Source organism: Aneurinibacillus thermoaerophilus (assembly GCF_900099925.1).
In the GTDB taxonomy this organism is placed as follows: Bacteria; Bacillota; Bacilli; order Aneurinibacillales; family Aneurinibacillaceae; genus Aneurinibacillus; species Aneurinibacillus thermoaerophilus.
Genome location: NZ_FNDE01000001.1, coordinates 204,150 through 224,651, shown reverse-complemented (window position 1 = coordinate 224,651; position 20,502 = coordinate 204,150). Strand labels below are relative to the sequence as shown.

Below are 20,502 nucleotides of genomic sequence, written 5' to 3'. Positions count from 1 at the left end.
TACGCCTTCCTCCTCCAGATGACAAGAATGTCACATATTTTCTTACTATAGCAAACTTATGTTTTTCACTCAATAGGGGGAACGCGCCTGGTAGATAGGGTTTCGCTTACCGTGCCGAGCGCCAATTTCTTTTCTTTTATATACTGAATGAGCCGTGGAAGTGCTTCGGCGGTCGGAGACGTTGGATGCATCAGAATGAGAGCGCCATTATTGATTTTTGGGACAACTGTACGGAACCATATTTCTGGAGATGGTTTACGCCAATCCACTGTATCCGCCGTCCAAAGAATTGTCTTCAAATGATAACGCGCGGCCATATTAACGACCCGTTGGTCAAAATCTCCAGAAGGAGGTGCGAATAACGTCGGTGTAATCCCTGTCGCTTCTGTAATTACCGCGTTTGTTTTTGTGATTTCCTGTTCGATCCTTGTTAAAGAAAGCTTGCTCATATTCGGATGCGAATACGCATGACTGCCAATTTCATGGCCTGATTGGACAATTTTTTTCGCTTCGTCCGGATATTTTTTCGTCCAACTGCCGTCCAAGAAAAACGTTGCTTTTACATTTTCTTTCTCAAGCGTCTTTAAAATAGAATCCAAGTATTCATTCCCCCAAGCAACGTTAATCATAATTGAAACCATTGGCTTGGCCGGATTTCCACGATAGATAGGAGCCGGAGACAGTTGGTCAATCTGGACGGACGGCTCAACTTCGCGGTAAACAATAAGTGACTCGTCCCATTTGCCAGCATGAAGCATCCGCTTTATGCTCGCTTCTTCGTCAATAACCAATCCGTTATAGCCGGGAATCCCTTTCCAAATCGGATCAATGCGCGCGTCCACCGGAGGGACATTTTTCGTTCTCGCAAGCTCCTTTATCTTTGCCTCCCATTGCACCGTTTGGGTCTGAAGCGTCTCCTGATCCTTTTTGCGTGATGCAATATAGGAATTTACGGGTTCCGAAGTCATAACACTATATAAAAGAAAAGTAAAACAAAGCACCGCAAGCAATCTTTTCATGATATCCACCACTCCCGCACACCAATAGGTTTGTACCATCGTATGCGGACAAAGCAGAAAAATGACTATAGCTAGCAACAAATATGCTTTTTTCTGTCCTATTTGATAGAATATAAAAAATTAAATAGCGACTGACTCAGAGTCACACGTCGCTATTTTCTGGCTTACTGTTTATTGTTAACCTGAGCGGCCGCTCGTTCTTTTTGCTTTTGTTCTTTTAATACCGCTTTATGCGAAAGATTAATACGGCCTTGATTATCGATCTCCGTAACTTTTACCATTAGTTTATCCCCAATGGCTACGACATCTTCTACTTTGCCTACGCGCTCTTCCGCAAGCTGGGAAATGTGAACAAGCCCCTCTTTGCCGGAGAATAGCTCCACAAACGCGCCAAATTTCTCGATGCGCTTCACGGTGCCATTATATACTTGTCCGACTTCAACTTCACGCACAATATCTTCGATGATGCGCTTCGCCTTTTCGTTCATTTCCGAATCCACGGAAGCAATATAAACGCGGCCATCCTGTTCAATGTCGATTTTCACGCCAGTTTCTTCGATAATCTTGTTGATGACACGGCCGCTTGGCCCGATAACATCACGGATTTTGTCCGGATTGATACGCAGAGTCGTAATTTTGGGCGCATACGGTGACAGCCCTTTGCGCGGCTCCTTGATCGCCTCTTCCATTTTGTCGAGAATAAACAACCGGCCTTCGCGTGCCTGCTTGAGCGCCTGCTCGAGAATTTGACGGTTAATTCCTTCAATCTTAATGTCCATCTGTAGCGCGGTAACACCTTTACGTGTGCCTGCCACTTTGAAGTCCATATCGCCCAGATGATCTTCCATCCCTTGGATATCCGTCAAAACGCTGATATGCTCGCCATCTTTTACAAGCCCCATCGCGATACCGGCTACCGGAGCTTTAATCGGCACCCCGGCCTGCATCAACGCCAGTGTGCTTGCACAAATACTTGCCTGGGAAGTAGAACCGTTCGATTCAAGCACTTCGGACACAAGGCGAATCGTATAAGGGAACACATCTTCGCTTGGAATAACCGGCTCCAGCGCGCGTTCACCCAACGCACCATGCCCGATTTCACGGCGTCCCGGCGCGCGCAATGGACGGGCTTCTCCTACGCTATAAGGTGGGAAATTATAGTGGTGCATAAACCGCTTCGATTCTTCAAGGCCGAGGCCATCGAGAATTTGCACATCACCAAGCGCCCCAAGCGTACATACGCTAAGCACCTGGGTTTGTCCGCGCGTGAACAGACCGGAACCGTGCGTGCGCGGCAACAGGTCGACCTCGCAGGAAATCGGCCGGATTTCATCCAGCGCACGACCATCTGGACGAACTTTTTCATGCGTAATAAGACGGCGCACTTCTTTTTTCACAATGTCATGCAAAATTTCTAGCAACATCGCTTCCTGTTCCGGATAGATTTCCGCGAAATGCGTGAGCGTTTCTTCATTAATCGCCTCAATCGCGTCGTAGCGCGCCTGCTTTTCCTCAATCCGTACCGCTTCAAGCAGTCGGGCTTCCGCATATTCTTTAACGGCTGCCTCCATCTCCGGATCGATGGAATGCAGTTCCACTTCCATTTTTTCTTTACCGACTTCGGCAACCATTTTCTCAATTTCTTTTACGATTTTGCGAATTTCTTCATGGCCATACATGATCGCTTCTAACATCGTTTCTTCCGGCACTTCGTTAGCGCCTGCTTCCACCATGTTGATTGCGTCATACGTACCGGCTACAGTTAGGTGTAAATCGCTTTTTTCCATCTGTTCGACGGTCGGATTGATGAAGAACTCGCCATTTACACGGCCTACAATAACGCCGCCGATCGGTCCATGAAACGGAATGTCAGAAATGGAAAGCGCGGCGGACGTTCCAATCATGGCGGCAATTTCTGTTGAGCAATCCTGATCTACGGATAGCACCGTATTGACAACCTGCACTTCATTGCGAAAACCTTCCGGGAATAGCGGACGGATCGGACGGTCAATCAGACGGCTCGCCAACGTTGCTTTTTCGCTTGGACGTCCCTCACGCTTAATGAAACCGCCCGGGATTTTTCCAACGGCATATAACCGCTCTTCATAGTTTACTGTAAGCGGGAAAAAATCGAGTTGAGACGGCTTTTTGGATGCCGTTACCGTACTCAGTACCGCAGAATCGCCATAGCGGACGAGCACCGCTGCGTTGGCCTGCTTAGCGAGTTTGCCGTATTCGATCGACATTTTTCGTCCCGCAAGGTCAAACTCGTATATTTTCACATCCATATCCATAAACCTATAAATGCCTCCTCTCTTGCTCAACAAAAAGTATCATTTCGTCATTTTTTTAGTATTTCCTGCACTGAATAGAAATAATAAGGAAAAAATGTATCCAAACATATCCAAAATTTTCAGGCATGAAAAAAGCGGGGAAACCCCGCTTTTGCTTATCGGCGCAAGCCTAATTTGTCAATTAACTCACGGTAACGAGCAATGTCCTTATCTTTCAGATAAGCAAGCAAGTTGCGGCGTTGACCTACCATCTTCAGAAGACCACGACGAGAATGGTGGTCTTTCTTGTGCACGCGCAAATGCTCGTTCAGGTAGTTAATTTTCTCAGTAAGGATAGCGATTTGTACTTCTGGAGATCCTGTATCAGATTCATGAGTACGGAATTCCTGAATCAGCTGTTGCTTCCGTTCTTGCGTCAGTGCCATCCTGTTCACCTCCTCATAAAAATCCCCAATGCCCTAGAAAACCGTCGGTGAGTCGATCTTCCAAGCCATGGTTATTAACTTAACGAAACATATTATATCATACGCACAAGATAGAGTAAACCCCTGTCCCTACACAATTGAATATTTCGCAAACTGTTTTTTCACCGTTTCGACATCTTCGTGAATCTGCACAACCAGCGCGTCGACACTGGAAAACTTCTGTTCTTCGCGAATAAAAAACCAAAACTCTACTTCTATCGCTTTGCCGTAGATATCACCCGCAAAATCAAACAGATGCACTTCCAGCGACTTTTCTTTCCGCTCGTTTTCAAACGTGGGCTTAATTCCCACGTTCATGACACCATAATACGTTTTATCTTCCAGTTTGACACGCACACCGTACACACCGTTCCGCGGAACGATGTATGGAGCAGACAGCTGGATATTGGCTGTCGGAAATCCGATGGTTCGCCCACGTTTTTCCCCGTGCACAACAGTGCCGCGCACCCGGTATGGACGACCAAGGAATTGTGTCGCTTCAACAATTTTTCCACTGTACAAATATTCACGAATCAACGTGCTGCTAATTTTTTCGCCGAACCGGTTTACCGGTGCAATCACCTCAACGCCGTAGCGGCCGTTCGCGTGTTCTTTGAGCGTAATGGCCGTACCTTTCCCCCTATGTCCGAACGTATAATCAAATCCGACCACTACATGTTTCGGACAAAGCTGCACCAAAAACTCGTCAATGAAGTCCTCCGGATAAATGGCGGCGAACGAAATGTCGAAATAAACAACGTAAGCAATATCTACCCCCATTTTCTTCATCTGTTCAAGCTTTTCATCGATAGGCGTTAAGTACTGGGTATACCCGCTTTGACCAAGCACTTCGCGCGGGTGTGGATCAAATGTCATAACCGCCGACTTTACGCCGAGCGATTTCGCTATATCAATCGCTTTTTGAATAACGCGGCGATGTCCAACATGCACACCGTCGAAGTACCCCATAGCCAGTACGCACACCTCGCCCTGAAAATCAGGCGGCAGCGGATAATGCAAACGTTGAATTTCCATTTATGCCTCCCCCTCCGGAAACACTCTGACAGGTTTGGATTCGACACCTTTTTCTCTATCTATATCTATCACTTCGTGTAGCGCAAGAAAAGATCCATCCGGGCTGTATAAGCGAAGCCTGTCCCCGATTTGCCAGTTACCGCCCTTCAAGTGACGCTGATTTAGTCCGTTGAGGATCGCCTTGACACGGCCTGCGGGGACTGTCACTGCCGGATACTGCGTCAGCCCTTGATCAAGTGAATACAGCAGTTCCGCAAGCCTCCCCTCGGCCTGAGCCTGTTCCACTTGTTCTAGCGTTACGCACTCGTCCAAAGTAAAGGGCCCGCTTTTAATGCGCTGCAAACGAGTCATATGGGCCGGAAACCCAAGCGCAGCACCAATATCGACGCACAGCGTTCGAATATACGTTCCTTTGGAGCATGTCACGGTGAACGTAACCTCAGGTTGTTCGCGCTCAAGCGCCATGTTTTCGATTGTCATCTCATAAACGGTGACGCGGCGCGGTTTCCTTTCTACCGTTTTGCCCTGCCGCGCCCATTCATGCAATCGCTTGCCGCCCACTTTTACCGCTGAATACATTGGTGGCACCTGTTCGAATTCGCCAATAAAGCGGGCGAGTACGGCGCGAACTTGCGCTTCGGTTAACGGTGGCTCGACGCTTTTACGCTCAACGACCACTCCGCTAGCGTCCTGCGTATCGGTCGCCGTTCCTATCTTCATCGTCGCCCGATACACTTTCGGCACCTCATGCAGATAATCTGCAACTTTGGTCGCCGGGCCGATGCAAATGGGAAGCACTCCGGTGACACCTGGATCCAGCGTACCGGTGTGGCCCACTCTTTTCATGCGCGTAATTCTCCGCACTTTCATTACGCAGTCGTGCGACGTCATTCCAGCTGGCTTGTATAAAGGAAGGATGCCTGAAAGTATGCTCATGCCCGCTCACCACATTTTCGCAACACCGCGCTTACTTTTTGTGAAACGACTGCTTTAACCTCCGCAAGTGTCCCTTCCACCGTGCAGCCGGCAGCACGAATGTGCCCGCCACCGCCCAGTGATTTGGCGATCGCCGCGACATCGACTTCACTGCGCGAACGAAAGCTGACTTTCACTTTGCCGCCCGCAACTTCTTTATACAGTACGCCTACTTCCACACCTTCGATGTTACGAGCATAAGTAACAAGCCCTTCCGTATCATCATTGCCCGCGCCTGTCTTCGCCATATCAGCGAGCGTAACGGTTAGGTAAGCGGCGCGGTCGCCGTCCATTAGTTCCAGCGTTTGCAAAGCACGACGCAATAGCTCGACATGCGCCTTTGTAATGGTCTCAAGCACCTGCTCTGCGATGCGCGCAGGTTCTACCCCGTGCTTCAATAATTCGGACGCAGCTTCCATCACGCGCGGCGTCGTATTGGAATAGCGAAACCCGCCGGTGTCCGTCAACAGACCGGTATACAGGCAAGTTGCCAATTCAGCGTTAATGGTAAGCTCCATAAATTTCACCAGATCAAAGATGACCTCCGCCGTTGCGGCCGCGTCTATACGCACCAGATTTACATCTCCAAATAAATCATTTGTGGGATGGTGGTCAATGTTAAGCAATTCGCATTTCGGAGCGAACCATGCCGCCACTTCCCCGATGCGGGCGAAATCAGCACAATCGCATGTAATAACGGCATCGTATGTATCGTGCTCTGTCCGGGTGGACATGTTCACAATCGCATCCGCCCCAGGCAAAAAACTAAATTTGGCAGGAGTTTCTCCTTCATTCACAAGCGTCACCCGCTTGCCGAGCTGGCGCAAAAGCCAGCCCATCGCAAGCAGGGAGCCGGTGGCATCCCCATCAGGATTTACGTGATTTACAACGAGAAAATGCTGATGCCGATGAATAAAACGTACAGCCGCTTCCAGGGATGCCTGATAGGAACTCATTGTCTGTCTTCCCCTTTTCCCTGATTAATTTGGTTCAGCAGCGACTCAATTCGACTGCCGTACTCAACGGATTCATCGAACTTGAACACCAAATCGGGCGTATGCCGGAGAGTAATGCGGCGCCCAATTTCAGAGCGCATAAATCCTTTCGCTTTTTCAAGAGCTCGCATCGTATCTACCTTCTGTTCATCTCCGCCGAGCACACTGATAAACACTTTGGCAATCGATAAGTCGCCAGATACTTCCACGCCGGTTATAGTAACGAATCCGATGCGCGGATCTTTTATTTCCTGTTGTAAAATTTGGCTTAATTCTTTTTTAATTTGTTCGCCTACACGATTCGTACGAATGTTGCCCATCATATTCACCTCGTTCTATCTGTGCTTGCGCAGCCAAGGTTATTGGGCGACTTCCTCCATGACGAACACTTCGAGGATGTCCCCTTCTTTGATGTCATTGAATTTTTCAATCGTCACACCGCACTCGTAACCCTGTGCCACTTCGCGCGCATCGTCTTTAAAACGCTTGAGCGTGTCGATTTTTCCTTCATAAATCACAATACCATCACGAATCACACGAATGCCGGCGTCGCGCTGAATTTTGCCGTCCGTTACATAGCAACCTGCGATCGTTCCGACGCGGGATACTTTAAATGTCTGGCGCACCTCGGCCTGACCGATCACCTTCTCTTCGTATACCGGTTCAAGCATACCTTTCATAGCCGCTTCGATTTCTTCGATGACCTTGTAAATGATGCGATGGAGACGAATATCGACTTTTTCCGCTTCCGCGGTCGCACGCGCGTTCGGTTCCGGACGCACGTTGAAGCCGATGATAATCGCGTTGGATGCAGAAGCCAAAATTACGTCGGATTCCGTAATTGCCCCGACGCCTGTGTGAATAATTTTTACGCGCACGCCCTCAATATCGATTCTTTCAAGCGAGCCGCGCAACGCTTCTACCGAACCTTGCACGTCCGCTTTGATAATGACGTTAATTTCCTTCATATCGCCTTCTTTGATTTGATTGAACAAATCGTCAAGCGATACGCGTGCGGAGGCGCGCAGTTCCTTTTCACGGCGGGTCGCTGCCCGGCGTTCACCAATTTGGCGCGCCATTTTTTCGTCCTCGAATACCATGAACTGGTCACCAGCCTGCGGCACGTCATTCAACCCGGTAATCTCCACTGGGGTGGACGGCGGAGCTTCTTTGATACGGCGGCCTTTGTCGTTCATCATCGCACGAACGCGTCCATACGCCGTACCAACAACGATCGGATCTCCGACTCTCAGCGTACCGGATTGCACAAGAACGGTCGCTACCGGACCTTTTCCTCGATCAAGCTCGGCCTCGATAACCGTGCCGCGCGCGCGCTTATTCGGGTTGGCTTTCAACTCTTGCACTTCCGCTACAAGCAAAATCATTTCCAAAATGTCGTCCAATCCTTCGCGCTTAAGGGCCGAAACGTGCACAAAAATTGTGTCACCGCCCCAATCTTCCGGCACAAGCCCATGTTCCATCAATTCCTGTTTTACTCGGTCAGGGTTGGCGGTCGGTTTATCCATTTTATTTACCGCCACAATAATTGGCACGTTGGCCGCCTTCGCATGGCTAATGGCTTCTACTGTCTGTGGCATAACACCGTCATCGGCCGCCACCACAATAATGGCGATGTCTGTAACCTGTGCGCCGCGCGCGCGCATCGTTGTGAACGCAGCGTGTCCTGGCGTATCAAGGAATGTAATTTTCTTGCCGTGTTTTACAACCTGGTATGCACCGATATGCTGCGTAATACCGCCGGCTTCCGTCGATGTTACGTTTGTCTCGCGGATGGCATCAAGCAACGTCGTTTTTCCATGGTCAACGTGCCCCATAATCGTAACAACCGGCGGACGTTCTTCTAAGCTTTCCGGATCATCCACTTCTTCGATATTTTCAAAATCACTATAGTCCACTTCGATTTTTTCCTCAACTTCAATGTCATAATCGGAGGCAATCAAATGGATGGTATCCAGATCAAGTTCTTGGTTAATCGTAGCCATTACGCCAAGTCCAAACAATTTTTTAATAATTTCGGAAGGTGATTTTTTAATTTTTTTGGCCAGCTCCGCTACCGTCATCGAACCGGATACAGTGATTTTATCCACCTTCACCTCCGGCTTTGGTTGTTGTGATTTACTTGGACGTTTAAGCGCTTTATTCGATTCAGCCGATTTTTTGTTATCGTCGAAACGTTTCGGGCGGGCGTTTGACTTCTGCATTGTTTTACCGCGACTCAAATGGTGACGATCTTCACGCGGCGGTTTTGCCCCCACTTTCGGCTTGTTACCCTGCTTACTTTTTCCATTTCCTTTGTTTCCTTGACTTCCGTTTCCTTTACCTTCATTTTTTACATTCCGTTTTGCCTGTTCTTGATTTTTCTCCATCTTACCACTCTTTTCCGTATCGCGCTTTTGTTGTTGACTGTCTGCGCGTTCTTTAACTTGTTTTAAATGTTGTTTTACCTTTTGCACTATGCTGTCTTCCAGCGTGCTCATATGGTTATTAACCGATATGTCAAGTTTATGAAGCAAATTAATTAGCTGCTTGCTACTAATGTCAAGCTGCTTAGCATACTCATACACTCTTAGCTTACTCATGTATCCACCCCCGACAGTTATTGGTGAATCAACTGTGTCAATCTTGCTGCAAAGCCGACGTCAGTTACGCCGATGACGACTCGTTGCTCCTTCCCAAGCGCAGCGCCGAGCGTACAGCGGTCGCCGTACGTCTCGCAGGGGACATGGTAACTGCTGCACTTATCCATTACCTTTTTGCGAGTGTTCGGGGATGCGTCTTCCGCCAAGATGACCAAGCGCACCTGTCCCTGGCGGATCGCTTTGATGACGAATTCTTCACCCGTAATAATCTTGCGGGCCCGCTGCGCGAGGCCGAGCATTTGCTCCACTTTGTTCATTTGCGCACAAGCCTCGCAAATTCGCGTTCTAGCTCCTCATACATTTCATCCGTCACTTCTGCCTTCAAGGCGCGATTGAGAAGCTTCTTCTTCTTCACAATTTCAAAAGCTTCCCAAGAACGGGAAACATACGCGCCACGCCCGGAGGCTTTGCCAGTTGGATCAATTTTGATTTCACCCTCCGGCGTCCGCACGATGCGCAGCAAATCGCGCTTATCGAACATCTCCTGGGTGGCGATGCATTTTCTTTGTGGAGTTTTTCTCGTTTTCACGAAAATCTACTCCCTTTCATCCCCGGCATTTGAAGCAGGTGCTTCTTCCACCGGCTTGTTTTCCTCTTCGTTCTCCTGTTCGTACGCCTCGTTCTGCATCCATTCGTCTTTCGACTCATCGGCTTTGTCTTTGGATACGACGGACACCGGCTCACTGTAGACAAAACCTTCCTCTGCGGCCTGGCTCTCGCTCTTAATGTCAATCTTCCAACCGGTCAGCTTAGCAGCTAAACGCGCGTTCTGTCCACGCTTGCCGATGGCGAGAGATAGCTGATAGTCAGGTACAATGACGCGCGTCATTTTTTCCGCTTCGTATACCGTTACGTGCATGACTTTGGACGGGCTAAGAGCATTGGCTACATACTCTGCGGGGTCTTCTGACCATTTCATGATATCGATCTTTTCGCCCTTTAGCTCCTGGACAATCGTCTGCACGCGCATTCCCTTAGGTCCAACACAAGCGCCAACCGGATCCACATTTGGATCGGATGAATATACTGCAATTTTGGAGCGATCGCCTGCTTCGCGCGCTACCGATTTAATCTCTACTACACCATCAAAAATCTCCGGCACTTCCAATTCAAATAGACGCTTGAGCAAACCCGGGTGCGTGCGAGACACAAAGATCTGTGGCCCCTTCGTCGTCTTTTCAACCTTCGTAATAAATGCTTTAACGCGATCTCCCTGCTTAAATGTCTCGTTCGGCATTTTTTCATTGAGCGGCATAAGCGCTTCTACTTTGCCAAGATCAATATAATAAAAACGATGATCCTGGCGTTGGACAATACCTGTTATAATATCTTGCTCACGATCGACAAACTCGTTATAAATAATGCCACGCTCAGCCTCACGAATGCGCTGCGTTACAACCTGCTTGGCCGTCTGTGCGGCAATGCGGCCGAAATCACGCGGCGTAACTTCCATATCAATAATGTCGTCAACCATGTAGTTAGGATCGATTTCTTGGGCTTCTTCGAGTGAAATTTGCGAACGAGGGTCTGTTACTTCTTCTACCACTGTTTTGCGGGCAAAAACTCGGACGTTCCCCAGCTCGCGGTTAATATCAACACGCACGTTTTGCGCGGAGTTAAAATTGCGTTTATAACCGGAGACCAGCGCCGCTTCAATCGCTTCAATTAGCACCTCTTTGCTAATTCCTTTTTCTCTTTCTATCTCGTTTAAAGCTTCAATGAATTCGGCATTCATCGTTATCCCTTATCCTCCTTTCAAACATTAAAACACAATGGCAAGCCGGGCACTGGCCACTTTTTCCCGTGGAATGACCACGCTTGTTTTCCCTTCTTTAATCTCCAATTGTTTTCCATCGTAAGATATGAGCTCGCCTTCGAACACTTTAGCTCCGTTAATCGGTTCGTATGTGGTAACATGCACATGCCTGCCCACGGCACGTTCAAAGTCTTTTTCTTTTTTCAACGGGCGCTCAGCTCCAGGAGAAGAAACTTCGAGAAAATAAGCTCCTGGAATCGGATCCGCTTCATCCAGCTTCTTGCTTAACTTTTCGCTGACTCGTCCGCAGTCCTCGATATCCACACCTCCTTCTTTGTCGATATAGACGCGAAGAAACCAGTTAGCGCCTTCTTTTGTGTACTCAATTTCGACAAGTTCCAAGTTTTCTTCTTCAAGAATCGGTGTGACAAGTTCTTCTGTCACGGCGATTACGTGTTGGCTCAAGAACATAAACCCCCTAAGCAAAGTTCGATAGAATCGTGCAGCAAATAGCTAGAACGCTTATTTGGCTAAAAGGAAAGAGTGGGTTTCCCCACTCTTCGCGTCATTAGATACGTATACTTAGTATTACCAAAACGCATTATAGCATAATTACCGCGTTCAGGCAACAGGTGCCATCTATAACGTGCCAACAAGGAGCGTTGCCGTTCTTTAGAATAGGGACAACTGGTTCGTTTCCGGCAAACTGTCAAGGCATCCCTGTTGCTGTAGCAATTCGATAACGGAACGCGAGCAACGTGCGCGTTGCTGCAAGTCTTCAATCGACAGAAATTCGCCTTCCTCGCGTGCTTTAACAATGTTAATCGCGGCGCTTGTACCCACGCCTGCCAGCGCGTTAAACGGCGGAATCAGACTATTGCCGTCAATAATAAACCTAGTGGCGTCCGAGCGGTACAGATCAACATTTTTAAAGCTGAAACCGCGCTCACACATCTCCAGACACATCTCAAGCACCGTGTACAGCGATTTTTCCTTCGGTTGCGCGTCATTGCCTTTTTCAGCAATTTCTTTCATACGTGCACGAATCGCAGCGGAACCCTGCACTGCAAGCTCAATATCAAAGTCGTCTGCACGTACGGTAAAATACGTCGCATAGAAATGAATCGGATAATACACTTTAAAGTACGCAATCCGCACCGCCATCAGTACATACGCTGTCGCGTGCGCTTTCGGGAACATGTACTTAATCTGCTTGCATGACCAGATGTACCAATCCGGCACGTTGTGTTTCTTCATTTCTTCTTCCATCTCCGGCGTAAGACCTTTCCCTTTCCTTACGGACTCCATGATTTTAAACGCAAACGAAGGCTCAAGCCCTTTGTGCATAAGATAGACCATAATATCATCGCGGCATCCGATCACGTCTTTTAATTCACATGTACCATTGCGCACAAGTTCCTGGGCGTTGTTGAGCCATACGTCTGTGCCGTGTGACAGACCGGAAATCTGCACAAGTTCCGCAAATGTAGATGGACGGGTATCTTCGAGCATTTGACGGACAAACTTTGTTCCAAATTCCGGAATACCAAGTGTTCCGACATTGCTTTCAATTTGTTCAGGCGTTACGCCTAGCACTTCAGTGCCACTGAAAATCTTCATGACCTTCGGATCGCAGACTGGAATTTTTTTCGGATCAAGGCCTGTCAAATCTTGCAGCATCCGAATCACCGTCGGATCGTCGTGACCGAGAATATCCAGCTTGAGCAGGTTATCGTGGATGGAGTGGAAGTCGTAATGGGTTGTACGCCATTCCGCATTTTTATCGTCCGCTGGATACTGGATCGGGCAAAAGTCATATATCTCCATGTAATCCGGTACGACGATAATCCCCCCGGGGTGCTGACCCGTTGTTCGTTTAACACCTGTACACCCGGCCGCAAGGCGACTCATTTCAGCGTTGCGCCAGTTCTTTCCTTTTTCTTCTGCGTATTTGCGGACAAAGCCATACGCCGTTTTCTCAGCCACTGTACCGATCGTTCCCGCGCGATACACATAATCCTCGCCAAACAACACTTTCGTGTAGTTATGGGCGTGCGGCTGATATTCCCCTGAGAAGTTCAAGTCGATATCGGGAACTTTATCTCCTTTAAACCCAAGGAACGTTTCGAACGGAATATCGTGGCCGTCGCCTACCATCGTCGTGCCGCATTTCGGACAATCCTTAGATGGAAGGTCAAACCCGGAACCATACTCGCCTTTCGTAAACCATTCGCTATGCTTGCACTCTGGACAGCGGTAATGCGGGGGCAGTGGATTTACTTCCGTAATTTCCGTCATAGTGGCGACAAATGACGAACCGACCGAGCCCCGGCTACCAACAAGATAGCCGTCTTCGATTGATTTTTTTACAAGCTTGTGCGAAATCAAATAAATAACGGCAAATCCATGCGTGATAATACTGTTTAATTCTTTTTCCAGCCGTTTCTCCACAATTTCCGGGAGCGGGTCTCCATATAATTCTTTTGCTTTGTTATAGCTCATCGTGCGGATTTCTTCGTCCGCTCCTTCGATTTTCGGAGTGTACAAATCTTTCGGAATAATTTCCAGCTCTTCAAACTGGTCGGCCAGCATATTCGGGTTCGTAATAACAACTTCCTTCGCTTTTTCTTCGCCCAAATACCTGAACTCTTCCAGCATCTCTTCGGTCGTGCGGAAATGAGCATCCGGCTTGTACTGCTCTTTCAGCGGGCTGAAGCCGGTAATGCCGTGAATTAAAATCTCCCGGTAATCTTTTTCGTAAGGATGCACATAGTGCACATTGCCTGTCGCAATAACCGGGATACCAAGCTTCTCACCAATTTCCACGATTTTGCGGTTTGCTTCCATTAGCGCCGCCTCGTTCGGCACCAACTGTTTTTCAATCAGATGGCGATTGATCTCAATCGGCTGAATTTCCAAGATGTCATAGAAACGGGCAACTTCTTCCGCTTCTTCCTGGCTTTTATTCAAGACCGTTTCAAAAAATTCGCCTTTTTCGCAGCCTGAACTAATCAGCAAACCTTCTCGATGCTTTTGAATTTGCGCGCGCGGAATGCGCGGCGTTTTGTACAAGTATTCAGTATGAGACAAGGAAATGAGCTTATACAGGTTCTTCTTGCCTATCTCATTCAGCGCGTAAATATTGCAATGGAACGGACGCGCATTTTGCAGATCAAGCCCAACATGGTTGTTCAAATCGTCCAAGTTGGTAATATCCTGTGCCAGCACGTCTTTTAGCATATGAAAAAAGATATGACCGGTTGCTTCGGAATCATCCACAGCGCGGTGATGATTCTCTAAGCTAACATTGAATTTTTCCGCAAGCGTATTCAGCCGGTGGTTGCGCATGCCGGGGTATAGAAATCGTGCAAGTTCGAGCGTATCAAAGAACGGATTCCCGATCGGAGGCAAACCAACCTTCTTTAAGCTTGCCTGCAAAAAACCCATATCAAACTTCGCATTATGCGCTACAAGCACCGCGTCACCGACGAAGTCGACAAACTCACGAATGACTTGATCAAGTTCCGGGGCATCTTTTACCATATCGTCAGTAATGTTGGTCAGTTGCTGGATATTCAGCGGAATCGGCTCGTGCGGATTGACAAACGATTCGTAGCGGCCGATAATTTCACCGTTTTTCATTTTAACGCCAGCAATCTCAATAATCGTGTTGTTAACAACGGAAAGACCGGTCGTCTCCACGTCGAAAATAACATACGTATCGTCTGCAAGTTCCCTGCTCTGCGGCTGGTGCACGATCACTGCAGAGTCAGGCACCACGTTCGCTTCCATACCGTAGATCACTTTAATGCCGTATTTCTTCGCAGCAGAAAACGCCTCTGGAAATGCCTGCGCTACTGCGTGATCGGTGATGGCAATCGCTTTGTGTCCCCATTCAGCTGCCTGCTTGATTAACCGTTCCGCTGAAGCAACGCCATCCATCGCGCTCATGTTGGTATGACAATGAAATTCTACGCGCTTCTCCGTGGCGTTGTCCATCCGGGAAGCGGTCGGCTGCACCTGGACAATATCTTTTGCCGTCATGACAAGCTCACGTGCAAATGTATCTTCTTGGATTGTACCACGTACTTTGACCCAGATGCCGTTTTTAATCGCCATCAGCTTTGGCACGTCTTCTTTGTCGCGGGCAAAAACTTTTACCTGTAGGGAATCCGTGTAGTCGGTAATGTTAAACATACACAGCGTGCGCCCGCTGCGCAGTTCGCGAATATCCGTACCAAACACCAGTCCCTGAATAACCGTGCGGCCCATCTCTTCTTGAATCTCACGGATCGGGATTGGCTCTTCTTTGATTTCGTAACCGATTTGCAGTTCATTCCCTGCCACGGCAGCCTCTTTGCTCGCTTCGATTTTTTCTTTCTCTTTCTGCTTTTCAAGCAGCGCCTCCATCGCACGGGTTCTATCTTCTTCCTCCCGCTGCTCCACGAACTGTTGATACGTTTCTTCGTTTCGCGCCACGTAATAGGTGACCACCAACGATTCCCCGCACAGCTTTTTTACCGTCTGGTTAATCCAGTCATCCACTTTGCGCTGCTTCATTTTTTCTATCGCAAACGTGTCAAGCACGCCCAGCTTCAATTTGTTATCTTCCACCTCATAAGTAGCGTTCTTTAAATAGGTTGCCGTGGAGTTGATGTGAGGTGTTACTTTCTCCACGATGAGCGGCCAATATTCTTTGACAAAACCCGCTAACGGAACCGGCTGCGCGTAGCGCATATCGCAATCAACGGCGGCGATATTGCTGAACGTTTGCGTTAGCTTAGCATAAAATGCCTGATATACATTCAACGGCAAAAGTTCCGGAAGCTCAAAAAAAAAGTGCCAGCGCTTTTCCTGTCGGTAGACATCCACTTTATCAATCAGGCCGCCGACAAAATATTTCTCGACAAATTCAGGCGGAATGGCCAATTGTTGAAGCAAAAGGTTAAAACGCTCCTGCTTCGCCAAGTGATTCCCCATGATAGCACCTTCCTCCTGCAAGAGTAAGCAGGTACCCCAAAAAAGGAGTACCCTGTCCGCTTCTTATTTATTATTGTAGTGAAGTAGCAAAGTGTTGAATATGGGCCAAAAGTTCGTCCACATGCACATCCTGGCTTTCACCGGTTTTACGCACCTTACATTCCACAATCCCCTCACTGGCTTTGCCGCCCACCGTCACACGAATCGGCAAGCCGATGAGATCCGCGTCTTTGAATTTTACACCAGCGCGCTCCGGACGGTCATCAAGTAGCACTTCATATCCCGCTCGCCCAAGCATTTCGTAAATGGATTCTGCCAGTTGTTTTTGTTCTTCATTTTTCACATTGACCGGCACAACATGGATGTGGTACGGCGCCAGCGACCAAGGCCAAATAATACCGTTTTCGTCATGGTTCTGCTCCACGCACGCAGCCACCATACGAGAAATGCCGATACCATAGCATCCCATAATCATCGGTTGCTCTTTGCCATTCTCATCGAGGAACTTTGCGCCCATCTTCTCGCTGTAGCGTGTACCTAGCTTGAAGACATGACCCACTTCGATTCCGCGTGCAAACGCTATATGGCCGCCACAGCGCGAACATTCATCGCCCTCTACAATATTGCGCAAATCCGCATACGCTTGTACCGTAAAATCGCGACCTGGCACCACATGTGTATAGTGGTAGTCTTTTTCGTTTGCGCCCGCAACCGCACTTCCCATATCCTGCACAGCGAGGTCAGCGTACACTTCCACTCCCTCCGGCAGATGGAACGGACCGACAAAGCCGAGCGGAATGCCTAGTTTCTTCATTTCTTCTTCCGTTGCCATCGCTAGCACGTTGGCATCGACAAGATTCTTCAGTTTCACATCGTTCAGCTCATGATCCCCGCGCACAAGGGCAACAACAAAGCGATCGTCCGCTTTAAAGACGAGCGCTTTAATAAACTGACGCGCTTCCATATTGAAATGATTCATTAGTTGTTCGATCGTTTTCACGCCCGGTGTCGGCACTTTTTCCATCGGCGCTTCTGTCACAGTACGCTCTGCAACAGGCTTGTACACAACTTCGGCCTTTTCAAGGTTTGCCGCGTAGTCGCAAGACGTGCAATAGGCGATGGTATCTTCCCCGATTTCAGACAGCGCCATAAATTCATGCGTGCCCTTGCCTCCAATGGCTCCCGCATCCGCTTCGACCGCCCGGAATGTAAGCCCGGCCCGCGTAAAGATGCGGGTGTACGCATCGTACATGCTTTGGTAGCTTTTGTCCAACCCTTCCCGGCTTACATCAAAACTGTATGCGTCCTTCATGATAAATTCGCGGGAACGAATGACCCCAAAGCGTGGCCGCACCTCGTCACGGTATTTTGTTTGAATTTGATAAAGGTTAATCGGCAATTTTTTGTACGTATTCAAGTTATCCCGCACAAGGCTGGTCACAACCTCTTCATGCGTCGGACCGAGCACAAAGTCGCGATGATGGCGATCTTTGAGGCGCATTAATTCAGGGCCATAGGCATCCCAGCGTCCTGTTTCCTGCCATAATTCAGCGGGTTGAATGGCCGGCATGGAAATTTCCTGCGCACCTGCTCTATCCATCTCTTCGCGGACGATCTCCTGCACCTTGCGCAGAACTCTAAGTCCAAGCGGCAAATATGTATAAACGCCAGATACAAGCTGACGCATCAGCCCCGCGCGCACCATTAGCTGGTGGCTTGCAATTTCCGCCTCTGCCGGCACCTCCCGAAGCGTCGGGAGAAATAGTTTGGATTGCTTCACAACACTCTACCTCCTCATAAATACGACTTGTAACTTCTGTGAAAATGGATGACAGCATGAATATGTTGCTTTCATACCGGGGCTTGTAACTGACAAACCATGATGGTTTTATTAAAAGAAACGTTGAATGTCGTTCCATGTTACCACGAGAATAAGCACCATTAGGAAAGCAAAGCCAAGGAAATGAACCATGCCTTCTTTTTGCGGGTCAATCGGTCGTCCCCGCAACGCTTCAATCCCAATAAACACCAGCCTTCCTCCATCGAGCGCCGGCAACGGAAGCAAATTCATGATCCCTAAGTTCACACTAAGCGCTGCCGCCCACTGAACAAGAACGACAAGCCCGTTTTCCGCTGCTTTGTAGGTATAATTGAAAATCCCCACCGGCCCCGACAGCTCCTGTACCGGAACTTGACCGGTAAACAATTTACCAAGCATTTGGTAAATCAATTTGGAAAACTCGTATGTCGTTACCGCCCCGTACTTGGCTGCGCCGAGCGGAGATTTGGATGTCGGCGAATACACGCCGATCTTCCCGATCTCTCCCTCTTTCACCGGGGTAACAGGCACGGAAAACTGTTCTCCCTCTCGCTCAATAACAAAAGTTAGCTCTTTTCCGGGTGATGCACTCACAATTTGAACAATATCTTTCCACGTATTCATCGGCTTGCCGGCCACGGACAGCACTTTATCCCCTTGTTTCAGGCCGGCCTGCGCCGCTGGCTGATCCGGGATCGTCTGCCCGATGATCGGTTTATCTACAGGAACGCCGTAAGCCAGTCCCAATCCAGTAAGCAATACAAACGCAAGCAAAAAATTAGCCAGCGGTCCTGCAAAAATGGCAGCCGCGCGTTGTCCTACCGTTTTGCTGCCAAACTGACGATCATAAGGCGCGATCTGCGTCTCTTGGTTATGCTGCAAAATCACCGCTTTCGGATGGACAGGATAACTCACTTCTTCCCCGTCCTCTATCCCCCGGATCAACAGCTGATGCTCCAAATCAGCTTCTTTCACCGTCACTACAGTCGCTTCCGGGTGATTGCGGATGTTCGTAAGAATAATGTGCGTCACTTTCCCGTCTTTGTCAAACGTAAGGCCTACATCTTGTCCGTGATGAATCTCAATCACTTCCGGATCCTCTCCGGCCATGCGCACGAATCCGCCAATCGGCAGCAGGCGAAGCGTATACCGCGTTTCGCCCTTTACAAACGAAAACAATTTCGGCCCCATGCCAATGGCGAATTCTCGACATAAAATTCCTGCGCGTTTGGCAAGAAGAAGATGTCCTAACTCATGAATAAACACTAACAGTCCGAACACAAGAACAATGGCTAAAACTTGTACCAACGGGGTTCCACCTTTCCTGATTGTTTGACCTTTCCATTAGACCGGTTGATACTGCGTCGCTACCTGACGCGCCCACATGTCCGCCTCAAAAATCTCATCCAGGTTCGGATGTTCCGCGACCTGGTGCTTTGCCATCACGTGCGCGATCGTATCCTCAATGGCCAGAAACGGAATTTCCTTACGTAAAAATCTCGCTACTGCGACTTCATTAGCAGCGTTCAACACAGTCGGCATCGTACCGCCTATTCGGCCCGCTTCATAAGCAAAACGAAGACAGGGGTAACGCTCAAAATCCAGCGTCGCAAAATGAAGGCTAGAAATTTTTACGAGGTCTAACGGTTCCGTTTCCAGCGGCACCCTTTCTGGATAGCTAAGCGCATATTGAATCGGAATGCGCATATCGGGTGTCCCCAGCTGGGCCATTACCGCTCGATCCGTAAACTCCACCATGGAATGAATAATGCTTTCTTTATGGAGAATCGTGTCGATTTTCGAGTACGGCAAATCAAACAGCCAGTGGGCTTCGATAATCTCCAGCCCTTTATTCATCATTGTAGCCGAATCGATTGTAATTTTAGCCCCCATGCTCCAATTTGGATGGGCAAGCGCCTGTTCCACGGTTACATTCCGAAGCTGATCCCGGCTTAAATCGCGAAAAGATCCGCCAGATGCAGTAATAATCAGGCGTTTTATCGTCCTTCTATCTTCTCCCTGTAAACATTGGAAAATGGCGGAATGCTCGCTATCTATCGGAATGACGGAAACGTCACGCGTTTTCGCTTTTTGCATCACAATATGGCCGGCGGTAACCAGCGTTTCCTTATTGGCCAGGCCAATGCACTTCCCCGCTTCAATGGCGGCGAGCGTCGGCGCTAGACCTGCGCTGCCTACCATAGCAGAAATGACAAAAGTTGCGTCAGGATGAGTCGCTACAGCAAAGGCTCCTTCTTCTCCCCATGTTACCTGAATTTCAGAAGGCAGTTGCAGTTTAATGTTTTCAGCCAGTTCTTTTGTACTTACCGAAACAATACGCGGCTTAAATTCTCTGGCCTGCTCGGCCAAAAGCCCAATGTTTTGTCCCGCCGCGAGTGCCGCAACGGAAAAGCGCTCCGGATGCTGCCGTACCACATCGAGCGCCTGTGTCCCTATTGATCCTGTAGAACCTAGGATGGCGATTTTTTTCATATTTCCTCCTAT

Annotated in this window: 16 protein-coding genes; all 16 read right to left on the bottom strand. The window is 48.7% G+C overall.

All coding sequences use genetic code 11. The features are described 5' to 3' along the window. Positions 1-65: 65 nt before the first annotated feature. The gene (locus tag BLR88_RS01110) at positions 66-1,019 is read right to left on the bottom strand and encodes a polysaccharide deacetylase family protein (protein WP_091259643.1); all 954 of its coding nucleotides are present in this window, start codon (positions 1,017-1,019) and stop codon (positions 66-68) included. A gap of 164 nt (positions 1,020-1,183) precedes the next feature. Beyond that, positions 1,184-3,307, bottom strand: a complete 2,124-nt coding sequence (gene pnp, locus BLR88_RS01105; RefSeq protein WP_409359879.1) for a polyribonucleotide nucleotidyltransferase — start codon at positions 3,305-3,307, stop codon at positions 1,184-1,186. A 161-nt stretch (positions 3,308-3,468) separates the two neighbouring features. Next, positions 3,469-3,738, bottom strand: coding sequence for a 30S ribosomal protein S15 (rpsO, locus tag BLR88_RS01100; protein ID WP_057898449.1), 270 nt, complete (start codon positions 3,736-3,738; stop codon positions 3,469-3,471). A 129-nt stretch (positions 3,739-3,867) separates the two neighbouring features. Further along, positions 3,868-4,812 (bottom strand): bifunctional riboflavin kinase/FAD synthetase, encoded by a 945-nt coding sequence (locus BLR88_RS01095; RefSeq protein WP_091259641.1) that lies wholly within the window; start codon positions 4,810-4,812, stop codon positions 3,868-3,870. Beyond that, complete coding sequence (gene truB / locus BLR88_RS01090; protein ID WP_091259639.1) at positions 4,813-5,748, bottom strand: tRNA pseudouridine(55) synthase TruB; 936 nt, start codon at positions 5,746-5,748, stop codon at positions 4,813-4,815. It abuts the gene before it with no gap. Beyond that, positions 5,745-6,743 carry a DHH family phosphoesterase gene (locus BLR88_RS01085; protein ID WP_057898446.1) on the bottom strand — a complete coding sequence of 333 codons (999 nt, stop codon included), beginning with the start codon at positions 6,741-6,743 and terminating at the stop codon, positions 5,745-5,747. The genes truB and BLR88_RS01085 overlap by 4 nt, the downstream gene beginning before the upstream one ends. Then, a complete protein-coding gene (gene rbfA / locus BLR88_RS01080; protein ID WP_057898445.1) occupies positions 6,740-7,102 on the bottom strand; it encodes a 30S ribosome-binding factor RbfA in 363 nt (120 codons plus the stop codon). The genes BLR88_RS01085 and rbfA overlap by 4 nt, the downstream gene beginning before the upstream one ends. Before the next feature lie 39 nt (positions 7,103-7,141). Further along, positions 7,142-9,382 (bottom strand): translation initiation factor IF-2, encoded by a 2,241-nt coding sequence (infB, locus tag BLR88_RS01075; RefSeq protein ID WP_057898444.1) that lies wholly within the window; start codon positions 9,380-9,382, stop codon positions 7,142-7,144. A gap of 17 nt (positions 9,383-9,399) precedes the next feature. After that, positions 9,400-9,699, bottom strand: coding sequence for a YlxQ family RNA-binding protein (locus BLR88_RS01070; RefSeq protein WP_057898443.1), 300 nt, complete (start codon positions 9,697-9,699; stop codon positions 9,400-9,402). Then, complete coding sequence (gene rnpM / locus BLR88_RS01065) at positions 9,696-9,971, bottom strand: RNase P modulator RnpM (protein WP_082705944.1); 276 nt, start codon at positions 9,969-9,971, stop codon at positions 9,696-9,698. The genes BLR88_RS01070 and rnpM overlap by 4 nt, the downstream gene beginning before the upstream one ends. 6 nt (positions 9,972-9,977) lie before the next feature. Then, positions 9,978-11,177: a transcription termination factor NusA gene (gene nusA / locus BLR88_RS01060; protein ID WP_057898442.1), complete on the bottom strand. Its 1,200-nt coding sequence runs from the start codon at positions 11,175-11,177 to the stop codon at positions 9,978-9,980. A gap of 27 nt (positions 11,178-11,204) precedes the next feature. Then, a complete protein-coding gene (gene rimP, locus BLR88_RS01055; RefSeq protein ID WP_175493530.1) occupies positions 11,205-11,663 on the bottom strand; it encodes a ribosome maturation factor RimP in 459 nt (152 codons plus the stop codon). A gap of 207 nt (positions 11,664-11,870) precedes the next feature. Further along, a complete protein-coding gene (locus tag BLR88_RS01050) occupies positions 11,871-16,178 on the bottom strand; it encodes a PolC-type DNA polymerase III (RefSeq protein WP_091259637.1) in 4,308 nt (1,435 codons plus the stop codon). Positions 16,179-16,248: 70 nt separating this feature from the next. Then, complete coding sequence (locus BLR88_RS01045; RefSeq protein ID WP_057898440.1) at positions 16,249-17,958, bottom strand: proline--tRNA ligase; 1,710 nt, start codon at positions 17,956-17,958, stop codon at positions 16,249-16,251. Between the two features lie 111 nt (positions 17,959-18,069). Then, entirely contained in the window at positions 18,070-19,305 is a 1,236-nt protein-coding gene (rseP, locus tag BLR88_RS01040; RefSeq protein ID WP_057898439.1) for an RIP metalloprotease RseP, read from the bottom strand. 36 nt (positions 19,306-19,341) lie between these two features. Further along, positions 19,342-20,490: a 1-deoxy-D-xylulose-5-phosphate reductoisomerase gene (locus tag BLR88_RS01035; RefSeq protein ID WP_057898438.1), complete on the bottom strand. Its 1,149-nt coding sequence runs from the start codon at positions 20,488-20,490 to the stop codon at positions 19,342-19,344. Positions 20,491-20,502 lie beyond the last annotated feature (12 nt).